Source organism: Streptomyces sp. NBC_01750 (genome assembly GCF_035918095.1).
Taxonomy (GTDB): domain Bacteria; phylum Actinomycetota; class Actinomycetes; order Streptomycetales; family Streptomycetaceae; genus Streptomyces.
This window is the reverse complement of record NZ_CP109137.1, coordinates 8,536,584-8,550,009: the sequence shown is the minus strand read 5'-3', so window position 1 is coordinate 8,550,009 and position 13,426 is coordinate 8,536,584. Positions and strand designations below refer to the sequence as shown.

At 70.2% G+C, this 13,426-nt stretch carries 6 protein-coding genes; 4 read left to right on the top strand and 2 right to left on the bottom strand.

What is annotated here, in order from left to right:
- Position 1: 1 nt before the first annotated feature.
- On the top strand, positions 2 to 2,182 hold the full coding sequence (locus OG966_RS38530) for an ATP-binding protein (protein WP_326654768.1): 2,181 nt from the start codon (positions 2 to 4) through the stop codon (positions 2,180 to 2,182).
- A complete protein-coding gene (locus OG966_RS38525) occupies positions 2,179 to 5,403 on the top strand; it encodes a phage tail protein (RefSeq protein WP_326654767.1) in 3,225 nt (1,074 codons plus the stop codon). The genes OG966_RS38530 and OG966_RS38525 overlap by 4 nt, the downstream gene beginning before the upstream one ends.
- A 12-nt stretch (positions 5,404 to 5,415) precedes the next feature.
- Here OG966_RS38525 and OG966_RS38520 read toward each other — a convergent pair whose 3' ends face one another.
- A complete protein-coding gene (locus OG966_RS38520) occupies positions 5,416 to 8,148 on the bottom strand; it encodes a helix-turn-helix transcriptional regulator (RefSeq protein WP_326654766.1) in 2,733 nt (910 codons plus the stop codon).
- Positions 8,149 to 8,432: 284 nt separating this feature from the next.
- The gene (locus OG966_RS38510; protein ID WP_326654765.1) at positions 8,433 to 10,913 is read right to left on the bottom strand and encodes a tetratricopeptide repeat protein; all 2,481 of its coding nucleotides are present in this window, start codon (positions 10,911 to 10,913) and stop codon (positions 8,433 to 8,435) included.
- A gap of 577 nt (positions 10,914 to 11,490) precedes the next feature.
- Here OG966_RS38510 and OG966_RS38505 point away from each other — a divergent pair.
- Positions 11,491 to 12,726, top strand: coding sequence for a hypothetical protein (locus tag OG966_RS38505; RefSeq protein ID WP_326654764.1), 1,236 nt, complete (start codon positions 11,491 to 11,493; stop codon positions 12,724 to 12,726).
- Between the two features lie 21 nt (positions 12,727 to 12,747).
- On the top strand, positions 12,748 to 13,248 hold the full coding sequence (locus OG966_RS38500) for a hypothetical protein (RefSeq protein WP_326654763.1): 501 nt from the start codon (positions 12,748 to 12,750) through the stop codon (positions 13,246 to 13,248).
- Positions 13,249 to 13,426: the final 178 nt, after the last annotated feature.

Below are 13,426 nucleotides of genomic sequence, written 5' to 3'. Positions count from 1 at the left end.
GATGCCGACCCGACCAGGCGCCGCCACGGCCCACCTGACCCTTCGCTACGGCGCGATCCACCGCGCGCTGCGGGCGGCCGCTGCCCGCCGCGCGAAGCGCTCCGCGCTGCTCGCCGGGGCCGAACTGTCCCCGTACTGTGTCACCGACGAGCAGGCCGGAATGCTCCTCGACCTCACCGACCCCGCCGTCGTCCACCCGGCGCCCTTCAGTGGCGGGCCGCCCGCCGCCCAGACCCACGCCGAGCGCGAACTCCGCCAGGAGGCAGCGGCCCAGGGCTGTTCGCTGCCGCTCGATGCGCTGGCGTCCGCCGCAGGCCTTGACCCTTTCGAGTGCGACGCGTTGCTGCTGTGCCTGACACCGGCGCTGGCCCCCGAGCACACCCTGCTGTTCGGCTATCTCCTCGACGACCTCGACCAGCGCCGTCCCACCGCCGAGTTGATCCTCACCGTCCTGGCGCCCTCCTCCGCCGAGCGGTACGACCGGCTGCCCCCGCTGGGACCGTATGGGCGGCTGCGCCGCTTCGGTCTGCTGATCCAGGACGGCGACCCGGACACGTACGGCGGATCGGAGCCTTCCGGCGCCGACCTGCTGCGCCCGCTGCACATTCGCCCGGAACTGCCCGCGTTTCTCCTGCACGGCCTCGGGGACCCCGCACTCCTCGCGTACGACCCAGGCCGGCTGCCGGCACCGCGCCCCGCGCTGCTGGACGAGCCGACGCGCGGCCGCACCGCACGGCTGGCCGCCCATCTAGAGGCGCACCCGGCCGGGATCGCCGCCCTCTGGGGGCTGCCGGACGGCAGCCAGCTCGACGCGGCACACGCCGTGGCGGAGCAGGCCGGGCTCGCCCTGCGGCGCGCCCCTGACCTGGAGGTGTGCCGGACCCCCGACGAGGTGCGGGCCGCCACGGGCCGGTCCCTGTCCGCGGCGGCCGCGCTCGGCACCGCACTGTGGCTGCCCGTCGACCGCTTTCACGACCCCGACGCACGATGGGCCGCGGTATCGGCCGCCGAAGTGCTGGCACGGACCGGCGTCCCGCTCGTCCTGACCGGGCGGACGCCATGGCGCCCCCTCGATCTGCTCTCCTCGGGCCGTTACGCGGAGGAATCCACGGCCGAACCCGGTTACCGGGAACGCCGCATCCTCTGGAGCAGCGCCACGGCCGAGGCGGACCCGGACCCTCGCGCCCTGGACGACCTGGCCGCCCGCTTCCGACTGTCTCCCGCCCAACTGCGGTCGGCCGTACGGCTCGCCGAGTCCGGCGACATGTCGCTGGATGCGGCGGTGCCTCGCGTCCTCGCCGCAACTCCGGGCCGCCTCGCCGATGTCCGCACGCCCACCCGCGACCCCTCGGACCTCGTACTCCCCGCCGAACAGGCGCAGCAGATCGGTGAGCTCGCCGCCGCGTTCCGGGCCTGGCCCAAGGTCTCCCAGGAGTGGGGGTTCGGCGGGCAGCACGGCGGCCCCGGCCTCAAGGCGCTGTTCACCGGCGAGCCCGGCACCGGCAAGAGCCTCGCCGCCGAGGTGGTCGCCGCCACGCTCGGAGTCGACCTGATCAGGGTCGATCTCGCGCAGACCGTCTCCAAGTGGGTCGGCGAGACGGAGAAGAACCTCGATGAGGCCTTCAGCCACGCGGAAGCCGCGGGCGCGCTGCTGCTCTTCGACGAGGCCGACGCAGTCTTCGGCAAGCGTGGCACGGTGAGCCGCGGCACCGACCGATACGCCAATCTCGAGGTCGGCTATCTGCTGCAACGTCTGGAGCGCAGCCCCGCGTTGGTCGTCCTCACCACCAACCTCCAGGGGAATCTGGACGAGGCCTTCACCCGCCGCTTCCAGTTCGTGGTGCACTTCACCCGGCCCGGCGACCGGGAGCGGTACCGGCTGTGGCAAGTGGCATTCCCGCAAAGCGCACCGCTGGACCCGCGGTTGACGCTGGAGGGGCTCGCGCGCCTCGATCTCACCGGTGCGGGCATCATGGCGGCCGCGCGCGGCGCCGCGCTACTGGCGGCGGAGAGCGGAAGCGCGGTCATCGGCCGGCAGCATCTCGCCGAGGCGATCGCCCGCCAGTTCCGGCAGGAGTCACGGCTGCCGCGGTCCGGAGAACTGGAGCTGGCACTCGGTCCGCCGCCCGGACGGGACTCTGCCGCGCCAGAGGCGACACCGGCCTCCTGTGTGCTGCCATGAGCGCCGCCGCCCGGACTCCCTCGACGCCACCGCCCGCCGTGACACAGGCGGGTGGTGGCCCCGGGCGGCCCTCACCCGGCAAGCTCAAGGGCGTACGGAAGCGGCCGGCCCCAGCGGCAGCCGCTCCGGCGAAGGAGCGCGGGACCGCGCCCGCCTCCCTCACCAAGCGCCCCGACCGCGCCATGCCCGCCGTCGGCAATGCCGCCACCGCGGCGCTCGCCGCCCGGGGCGCGCAGGCGCCGACCGGCGACGCCCAGGGGAAGACCCCAGGGCGGCCCGCCGCCGGCAAGAAGGCCACCGCGCCGGGGCTGCGCCGGATCGCCGCCCAGGTCACCGCGGGCAAGCGCGTCCTGACCCGGCACCCCGCGCCCGCTGCCGAGGCTACGGCCGCCCAGCGCGCTGCTGTGGCGCCACCGGGTGAGCGTGCCGCGTTCGCCGGGCAGGACCAGGCGGCTGCGATCGCCTCGGCACAGGCGAAGCCGTTCGGCCGGGCCGAGTTCATCGCGAAGTTCGAGAAACGCATCAAGGAGCAGCAGCCGGCCACCGCGGACGAGGCCAAGGCACTCGCGGACCCGGCCCGCCCGGACACCCTCACACCCCAGCTCTCCGGCGAGGTGCACGCCGCAGCGGATGCCTCATCGGGTGAGGTACGGGCGACCGCGGCGGCCCCGCCGGACCCGGCGCGCGTACCCGAGCGTCCCGCCGTACCCCTGTCGCCCGACCGACCGCCGCCCCTCCCGGCCCCGCCCCGTGCGGCGGACGCCGTACCGGCGCCGGTGCCTTCCGCCGCGGTGGACCTCTCCGCCCACGCGAGCGGAACGACGGCCGAAATGAACAAGGCGGGGCTCACCGACGAAACTCTGCAGCGCGCCAACGAACCCGCCTTCTCGACCGCCCTGCAGTCCAAGAAAGCCGCGGAGAAGGACTCCGCCGCGGCGCCGGGCTCCTTCCGGGCCAAGGAGGCGGAACAGCGGGCCGCGGCCGAGCAGCGGGCGGCCGCAGCCGGCAGGACGGCGATGACCGCCATGGCCGGAGTGCGTGCCGCTACGGGCAAGTCGGTGACGGGCGGCAAACAGGCCGCCCAGGCAAGTACCGAGACCCGCCGCGCCGCGATCACCAAACAGCTGACCGACATCTACGAGGAGACCAAGCGCAATGTCGAGGCCGCGCTGCACGGCCTGGACGACACGGTCCGCACGCTCTTCGACGACAGAGCCGGGCAGGCCCGGAAGCGTTTCCTCGCCGCGTGCGAGAAGAGCTGGTGGGACTTCTTCTCCGGCGAGCCCGACTATGCGAAGCACTCGGCCGCCTACACCGCCGAGATCCGGGGCGTGGTCGACGAGGTCGCCACCGTCGTGGAGAAACGCGTCAACGACGCACGGCAGAAGGCCGCGGACGGCCGGCGCCGGATGGCCGATTTCGTCGCGGGCCTCGAGCCCGCGATGCGCGGGTTCGGGGAACAGGCGGCCGCCGGATTCGCCGCGAAGTTCGACGAGTTGGAAGCGTCCATCGACGAGAAGGCCGACGCGGTCGTCGACCAGCTCGCCGAGTCCTACGCGCAGGCGCAGGAGGCGACGAACGCGGCGCTGGCCGAGGTGAAGGAGTCCAACAAGAGTCTGTGGGAACGAGCCCGCGACGCCGTGGTCGGCGCCATCAAGATCCTGATCGATCTGAAGAACCTGCTGGTCGGTGTGGTGAAACGGGCGGCCGGCGTGGCCGAACGGATCATCAAGGACCCGATCCGCTTCCTCAGCAATCTGGGCGCCTCGGTCAAGGCCGGCCTGACGCAGTTCCTGTCGAACATCGTCAAGCACCTCAAGGCGGCCCTTCAGGAGTGGCTGTTCGGCAATCTGGCGGCGGCCGGGGTGGAACTGCCGGAGCAGTGGGATCTGCGCGGCATCGTCAAGATGGTGCTGTCGCTCTTCGGGATCAGCTGGGCCTTCATCCGCTCCGAGCTGCTCAAGCACATGCCCGAGCCGGTACTGAACGCGGTGATCGGCGCCATCAAGATCATCGGAGTGATCAGGGAGAAGGGCGTCGGGGGCCTGTGGGAGGAGATCAAGGAGAAGGTCGGCGATCTCAAGCAGCAGGCCTTCGAGATGATCAAGGGCTTTGTCGTCGAAACCGTCCTCAAGGCGGGCATCAACTGGCTGCTGTCCCTGATCACTCCGGCTGGCGCCCTGGTCAAGGCCGTCATGGCCGTCTACGACTTCGTCACCTTCCTGGTGGAAAAGGCGCGCGCACTCGCCGAATTCGTCAACGGCATCCTCGACACGCTCGAAGAGGTCTGCAACGGCGTGTCCCAGAAGGTCGCGACCAAGATCGAGGACTCCCTCGCCCGGACGCTCCCGCTCGCCATCGACCTGCTCGCCCGGGTGCTCAAGCTCGGCGCGATCCCGGCCAAGATCAAGAGCGTGCTGGAGAAGGTCGGCGCGCCTGTCCGGGGCGTCATCTCCAAGGTGATCGCCACGGCAGCCGCGTACGGCAAGAAGCTCATGGCCGGCGGAAAGAAGGCCCTCGGCAAGCTGGCCGGCAAGGCGGACCGGCGTACGCCGGAGGAGAAGCGGCGCGATGTGACGAAGGGCGTCGAGGTCGCGACGAACGCCGTCAACGCGCTCTCCGGGAGCGACATCGGGGCTAAGGTGATCCGCCCCGTGCTGGTGGCTATCCAGCTGCGCTACCGCATGACCTCCCTGAAACCGGTCGCGAAGGACGGCGTCTGGTACGTGCACGGTGTCATCAACCCCGAAATCATGGGGGAGTCGAAGAAGAAGGTCGCGTTCGAGCTGGAAATCAAGACAGGCAAGGTCGAGACAAACAAGATCGGCACGATGTCGACGACTCTCACGGCGACATGGTTCTGCCCCGACCCGCCCAAGGACCTCAACGCGAAGATCAAGGCGCTCAGTGAGGCAAGCGAGAAGGGCGACCTCGTCAAGACGGTTCCGAAGCGGGATCCTTCACAGACTCGCGCGTACCGGAGGGATCTTGAGAAGCAATACAAAGCGATGGGGGTCGCGGGCGAACCCTTGCTGGCGGCGCTCAAGAAACAGGACGTCGACCATCCGGTCGAGCTGCAGCTCGGCGGCAAGGACCAACAGGACCTGATGGTCATGCTGGACAGCACCGTCAATCGGGTCTTTGGGAGCCGCATTTATCATGCGATGAAGGCGCTCGCTCCCGGCACCAGGATCAAGCTGCTGTTCAACGAACGCAAGTGACCAAGCCTCACCTCAAAGCCCCCGCCGCGCCAGTTCACTGCGCGACCGCACCCCTAACTTCCGGTACACATTGCCGAGATGGAACTCCACCGTCTTCGGGCTGAGGAAAAGCGCCGCCGCCGTCTCCTTGTTGGTGGCGCCGCCCGCCACCAGCGCGGCGATGCGGCTCTCCTGCTCGGTGAGCTGCCCGCAGGTCCGTGCCGGGCGGGCGCCCGCCGCGCGGAGTTCGCTGCGGACCGCCTCCTCCCACGGGACGGCGCCGAGCGCGCGGAAAACCGACAACGCCTCCTCCAGTGCGTCGCGCGCCTCCGGGATGCGTCCGGTACGACGCAGCCACTGCCCGTGGCAGAACACGGTCCGCGCACGCTCGAAGACGACGGCGCCGCGCGCATGCCATTCCAGTGCCTCGTGGAAGGCCGCCTCGACGGCACCGGGCGTACCGTGACCGTCGGCCTCCAGCAGCAGGGCCCGGCAGCGGGCGCTCACCGCGAGCGCCCAGGAGGGGCCCGAGCGCCGCATTTCGGCGTCGAAGCGGGCGTGCTCGCGCACCGCTTCCCCGATCCGCCCGCTGCGTACATAGGCCTCGATCAGGTTCGCCGCCCACGGGGCCACCGACGGGTCCTCGATGCCCGCGCTCCGCGCCAGGGCGCCGGCCCGCTCGTAACCTGCCACTGCCTCCTCGTACTTGCCCGCGCCGAGCGCCAACAGGCCCTCGGCCACCGCGACCTGGCCCATGACGAGTTCGAGGCCGTGCGCCCGCGCCACTCCGGCGGCGCGGGCCAGCACCGCTCCGCACTCCGTGAGCCGGCCCTGCGCGGCCTCGAGCCGCCCCAGTGCCACCAGCCCCTGGGCCAGCGAAGCGGTCTCCAGCCGCCGTTCCGCGCACGCGACCGCTTCCATCGCGTCGGAGCGGGCGCCGTGCCAGTCACCGGTCCACAGCCGGATCCAGGCCCGGCAGCCGAGCGCGGCCGCCCGCCGCACCTCGTACGCCCCTCGCTCGGCGCCGGGCTGCTCCCCCAGTACCCGGTCCAGCAGCACGCAGGCCGCCTCGTACTCCTCCAGCCAGCCCAGTACTTCCGCCCGCCCCACCAGCGTCCCCGCCGCCTCGCCCGCCGTCTGCGCCAGCAGCAGTTCGCCTGCCTGCGCGCGTTCTCCGCGCAGGGCCAGGACCTGCGCGAGATGGACAGCCGCGGCCTCCGCCAGGTCCCCGCCGCACAGTCGTGTGAGCCGGTACGCCTGCCACGCACTGCCCAGCGCGGCACGGCTGTCCGCCGCGCGGACCGCGGAATCGGCCGCTTCCAGCAGCAGTTCTGCCGCCCGGGAGGGCTCCCCCGCCAGCCGCCCGGCCGCATCGCGCAGCACCCGGTGCGCAGTCCGCGGGTGCCCGGTCGCACCGCGCTGGCGTGCCCGGATGACGCCCAGCTCCCGGCGCAGCGCCGGCTCGCGGGCGAGCGCCATGGCCTTTCCCAGCAGCACCGGTACCTGTTCCGCAGCGCCGGCCCGCTGCCGGCAGCCCGCTGCCAGTCCCAGCAGCCGGGCCGCGTCGTCGTCATCGTCGGCGAAACCCGCGGCGCGCTCGTACAGTTCGGCGCACGCGTCCGGGTCCGCCTCCGCGGCAGCGCTCGCCGCCGCCTCAATGGCCTGCGCCACGGCAGGGCTCGGGCCGATGTGCGCGGCGGCCAGGTGGCGTGCCGCGGCCGTGCCGTGCAGGACCTGCGCGAGCACCCGGTGGACGGCGCGCCGCCGCGACGTACGGGCGTCGTGGTAGGCGACCAGACGCAGCCGCCGGTCGGCGAAGACCAGCCGCCCCCGGCGCAGTTCGAGAACGCCGTCCTCTTCGGCGCGCAGCAGCGCGTCGGGCTCATGACCGAGCAGCGCCAGTGCGCGCTGTACGTCGGCGCTGCGGCCGTCGCCGGCCGCGGCGGGCACCAGCAGGGCGGCGCGGGCAGTGTCAGGGAGCCGGGCAAGCGTCGGCAGATGGGAGTCGCGCAGCCGCTCACCGGGGGTGAGCGGGTCCTCCAGAGGCAGGTTTCCCGCACACTGGCCCGGTGTGAGGACCGCCGGCAGTTCGGTGAGCGCGAGCGGATTGCCCTCCGCGACGGCGAGCAGCCGCTCGGCGACGTAACGCCGGAGCGGGTACGGGGCGGACCGCTGGAGCAGGATCCGCGCGTCGGCCGGGTCCAGCGGTCCCAGTCGCAGCTCCGGTACGCCGGTGAGGGCCGGGCGGATTGCGGACGTGGCGGCGGAGTTGCGGTGTTCCGCGGTGAGGAGCATGGCGATCGGCTCGCCCGCGATGCGCCGGGCCACGAAGAGCAGCACCTCCATGGACGGGGCGTCCAGCAGATGCGCATCGTCGATCGCGAGCAGCAGAGGACGCCGGGCGGCCGCGGCGCCGAGCAGACCGAGGGCCGCGGCGCCGACCGCAAGACCGCTGTCACCGGGCCGGTCGTGCCCGGTGGCCAGGAGGTGGCCGAGGAGATCGCGCTGGGGTGCGCGGAGCTGTGGCAGATAGCAGCGGTGCGCCTGGACGACCTGGTGCAGGCCCGCGTAGCGCAGTCCCGATTCGGCGGCGGTACCCGCGAGGGACACCGACCGCAGGGTGTCGTCGAGGGTGAGAATTCTGCGCAGCAGGGTGGTCCGTCCCAGCCCCGGCTCTCCTACGACGAACAACGCACTGCCACGCCCTGATGCCGCGTCACGGAGCAACCGGGCCAGTGCGGATGTTTCGGCGGTCCTCCCGAGCACATTGCACGCGGCGCTCCGGGAACAGACGCGACGCCCCGCGTCTCAGGTGCCGCTTCCCCCCTGCATCAGTCTGGCACGCGACGGTTCACCAGAACCGGGAAATAGCAGACATTCACCCGGTCAGGCAGCTCCTGACCAGCGGTGGACGGGGCGTTCCCAGCACCCGGAGCCCGGGCAGGACGACGCCTGTGCCGCGGGCCGCATCCGGATGGTTCCGGAGGCGGGCACCAAACTGCGGGAGGCCATCTCCCTCTACACATCCAGCGGCTACAAGCCTCGGTCACCTAGACATCCCGTAAATCCAGGGAGGACAAGGACTCTCTCGTGGCCACGGTCCTCGGGTGACCGGTTCCCAGCGTTCGCGTCCGCACGGCAAGAAGTGATCGGAGCTCCTCCGCTGCTTCCTGATGCCGGCCCAGCCGGACAAGCGTCAAGGCGAGCTCGTACCGGGCGTCCCCCGTGAGGTGGTGATCGGGCCCAAGGACCCGGATCTCCGCTTCGATGACCTCACGCAGTTCCGATTCGGCCTCTTCATAGCGGCCTTGCCCCGCAATCGCCTGAGCAAGTTCGCAGCGGGCGTCGAGTGCGTTCGTATGGTCCGGGCTGAGTACCCGTCGCTCGATGTCCAGGACGCTGCGGAGCTCGCCTTCCGCTTCCGCGTATCGCCCAAGGCATGTCACTACCCAGGCTCGATTGGAGCGCGCCTGCAACGTGTACGGGTGCTGAGGGCCGAAGACGCGCACCCGGGTGTCGACAAGTTCACTGAACACGGCCTCCGCTTCGGCGAAGCGGCCCTGGTGAGCAATCTGCAGACCCAGGTTGTTGTAGGTCATCAAGGTATAGGGATGCTCAGGGCCGAGGACCCGGATCCGAGTCTCCAGAACCTCGCGGTAGCCGGCCTCTGCCTCTGCGGGACGCCCTTGTTCGCCGACAGCACGCAGCAGCCAGTGCCGCGTGGCGAGCGTTTCGGGATGGTCGGGCCCCAGCACTCTGAGCTGATCCCGCAGTACGGCGCGGCAGGCGGCCTCCGCTTCCGCCAGGCGGCTCTGTTCCACCAGAACGTGAGCGGCCTCGTGCCGTGTGGTCAACGTGGCCGGGTGATCCGGGCCGAGTGAGCAGAGCTGGGCCCTCAGAATGTCCTGGAGCTCGGACTCCGCCTCCCCGTAGCGCCCTTGATAGACGGCGGAGATGGCCCGCTGGTACCGGAGGGCGAGGACCGCCTCGTGATCCGGGCCGAGTTGTTCCGCCTGGTGGAGTGCTGACCTCGCAAGCTCCTCCGGAGCGGCCCAGGCACCGCTCCACCGCAATGCAGAACACGTCTGTACGACAGCCCACGCGATGGTGGCGAGTCCATCGTCGTCCAGTACCGCGGGGCTCAAGGTGAGCAGAGACCGCACGTGAGGGAAGACACTCAGCCAGACCGACCAATCTTCCGGGTTGTCGTGTCGCAGACGGTCGGTGGCACTGCGGATCAACGAGGCTGCCGCCGAGGCGACCTGGACGGTCAGGTGCTGGCGGCTGGCTGCTGCGACGAGTGGGTGCACCACAACTCCGGCGTCTGCCCGGCGGTTGGGGGTTGCTCCCCACTCGAGCAAGCCCACTGAGAGCAACGCCTCGAGCCCCGCCCGGACTTCGGCCGTGCCAGGCCTGCCGAGACACTCGCTCAGCGTGTTCAGGTCCATCAGCGGAGACCCGATTTCCACCGAGGGGGCGAAGCATGACAGCACCCTGAGAAGCCGGCGGGCTTGCGCTCTGCCCTGGGCCGCCAAGGCGTCCAGGGACACTTCCCACGTTTGGGTCACCTCCGATCGGGGCTCACTACCCGCGCTGAGCAGGGCCGGAAAGCGATCGTTGAGTCCTTCCAGGTACGAGGTGAAAGAGCGCTCGGCGGCAAACGGCGAACCCAAATACACTCCCGCCTGACGCAAACCGAGGGGCAGGCCCCCAAGGCGTTGTGACAACGCACCTGCTTCCGCCGCTGTGCCGGCCCACGGCACCAGGTCGAGAAGCACGCGGGCACCGGTTGCGGCATCCAGGCATCCCAGTGGGTGAACATCGGCGTGCCGACCCCAGACCCTTCGCTCCACAACCCGGCTCGTCACGACGATCAGCCCGGCACGAGTCGGACGAATCCATCCGCTGCCGTCGCCCACGGCAGTGTCCCCGAGCGCGATGACGTCCATGTCGTCCGCGTTGTCGAAGACGAGGAGCCACCCGCTCTCCGCCTCCAGACGTTCCCAGAGAACATCGGCCGGATCGCGAGCCCCTGCTCGTGCTTCCTCCACGTGGTTCGGAGAAGCACCCAATGCGACGGCCAGTCCGAGGAGCGAGCCCATCAGGGATGCCTTCTCCGTGGCCGATACCCACCACACTCTGGCCCCTTGACCCTCCGCACGATCGGCCAGCGCAAGGGCAACTGTTGTCTTTCCCGTACCTCCGAGGCCGGCCAACACCTGAAACCGGCCATCGGGCGCGGAGAGCCGGTGGTTCAGCCGGGCCAGTAGCTCCTCCCGGCCATGCACTTCCCCAAGTCGGCCGGTTGGGGCACAGAGTGTGCTTGCGGGTCGGACAGGGGTGACGTTTCGGGGAGGGGAATCGTCCGAAGCCGGTATCCGTCGGTCCTCGTCGGTGCCGTTCCCATGAACTCGGCCGGATTCCCCCTCGAGCGCCGGAGTTGGCGATTGCCGCATCTGCACCACCGCCACCAGCACGCTCGCTACGCCCGTGAGAGTGCCAATCAGGGTGAGCGCCATGCCCAGGTCCATGACGGAACTCTAGAGGCTCGGACGCTTCTCGTTCGCACTACGCAGCGCCTTCAGCACGGTCTGTAACTCTAATTGGCCACAGCTCCACACCGCAAACGCCGTAATGGCCCCTCGCAGTCAGCGCCCATTTTGTGGCGGGTTTCCGGATCGCACCCACGCTCAGCGCCATGCTGAGGGGCGCCCTGTGAAGCGTCCGTCGGGAACGGGCGCGCCGGCCGGGCCAGGCACAGAGGTCGGCCAACTACTGGTGGGCCGCTGCCTGTCAAGATGCCGTCGAACCGGCCACCCGGCACCGCCTGCCTGGCCGGCGGAGTTGGTACGTATGTGCTGGCCTATGCGCCGTAGACAACTCCCGGCATCCTGCCCTCAACACCGATCGAGCTCGGCCATGTCCGGAACAGGCAAGCCGGCCCCGACTGACGGCGGCGTCGATCCTGTCGGGCCGGCACGAGGTCCGAAGACGAAAGACTTCCACCAGAACCGGTCACCACCCGCGCCGACCACCTCCTCTCCCCGACACTGCTGCGGTGGGAGCACACCGACGGCGCTGCTCCCCATCTCGCAGTCAGGAGGCTCGGTGCTGGTCACTCCGTTACCGGTCAACGCGTTCCTCAGACACCTGCTGTCCGCCTCCGCTACGAGCGGCTACCTGGGTACCGTGCTGTTGCTGGCCCGCACGGCCGACGCCCGCACCCAGCACGACGAGCTCAACCATGACTGGACGAGCGTGCACGATGTGACCGGTGCGTCGCTGGCGGTGCTGTGCCCCATAGCGCCTCCGGACCACGATGGGCCGCTTACGGGCGGCGGTGTCCAGCACCCTTGGAGGCCGCAGGCCGCGGGCGTCGCGGGCATGACGCTGAACCTGCCCTCGTTACGGGACGACGCGACCTTCGAAACCGCGTTCTGGAGATCCCTGGAGCAGGGGGACGCGTATGGCGAATTCGGTCAAGCGGCAGGGAGCAGACCGCACTCCAGCGACGTACACGAAAGGGGGTGGACACGGGCGACCACCAGCGCGGCGGCATTCTTCGGAATCCACGAGTCACTCCTGCCCTGCCTTCTCGTGCTGAGCATGCGGGAGCGGCACGGCACGCTTCTCGCCGTGGAGGAATCCCTTTCGGTCTACCGCCTGTTCAGGCAGCTCATCGTGCACATGGGCCCCGCGCCAGCCCAACTCGCCGAGCTTCTTTGGGAGCAGAGAACAGTCGACTGGAGACTGAGCAGGCTGACGCAGGACCGAGTGCGCTACCAGAACGCCGTCAGCTACGTGCCCATCGAATGGCCCGTGCAGATCGATGCCCTCGGGCGGCACCTTGGCGCTGTGGAGCACCTGGCCCCCGATCTGATCGCGGACTGCCGCGGCCGGCTCGCCGCCATCAGGGACACCGGGGAATCGGATCGGGGCCTCGCCGAGAAGCTGCGCCAGGTGATCGACGTACTGCCCCCGGAGTCGGAACTGGACCGGCAGAACATTCGGAGTGGTATTCGCAGACGTCTGCGACGCGTCATTTCCAAACTCGACAACGGACCTCCCGGCGAAGGCCGCCCAGCGATCACCCGGCCGGCGGGCCTCGAGGAGATTCCGCGACTGCGCGCCAGGCTGGCCGAACTCAGCGACGAGATAACACCGTTGAGACAGCTGGTGGACGAGTTGAGTCTCTCGGACGCCGTACTCCGTGTGGGGCAGGATCTGTTGGACCCTCTGGAGACACAGCCTCTGAACCCCCCACGCTCTCTCCACGACTGGTCATTCACCTACCTGAAACGCCGCGAAGGCCGGACACGTCCGATGACCATGAGCCGCGCCTGACCGGCCGCGGAAGGCGGGTTGATGGCAACGCCGGAAAGCAACGGCAGGCAGGTCCTCGTCGCACTGCTGGAGGATCAGCTCAGCGAGGAACGCAAGATCAAGGAATCACTCATCCAGCGCGGCAATGCGGTGGTGAGCAGCAGCGGTGTGCTGGTCGCGCTCGCCCTGGGAGCCGCCTCGGTCAGCGGCCGGGACTCCAAAGGCCACGTGCCTGCATCCGTTGCGGCCCTGACCATCGCCGCACTCGCCCTGTTCGTCGCCGCCGCCGTCACAGCACTGAGCGTGAACATCCCGCGCCGCCACTCCACCCTGAGTACGCGATGGTTGCGGGAAGCCTGGGACAACCCCGGTCCCGATCCTTTCTCGGCATCGCACAGTGCCCGGCTGGACCTGCTCGACAGCCTGCGCGGCGCGAACCGCTCCGCTGCACGGCTGCTCCTCTGCTCGCTCGTCCTGGAAGTGGCCGCAGTCTCCATGCTGTCTCTCGCCGTGGCGGCCACCTTGGTCCGGGCGGGCATCTGACGATATGCGGACCTGATACGGACCTGCCGGGCGCGGTCGGTTCTTCAGCGCTCCAGAGCGTCGGCGACGGCGAAGTCGTTGAGCACCGAGGTGCACCAGGCGAAGTGCTCGTCACCGCCGCCGGGAGTCGTCGACGGCTCCCGGTTTCGGTGCGGACGAGGGGCTCGGCGACCCGGAG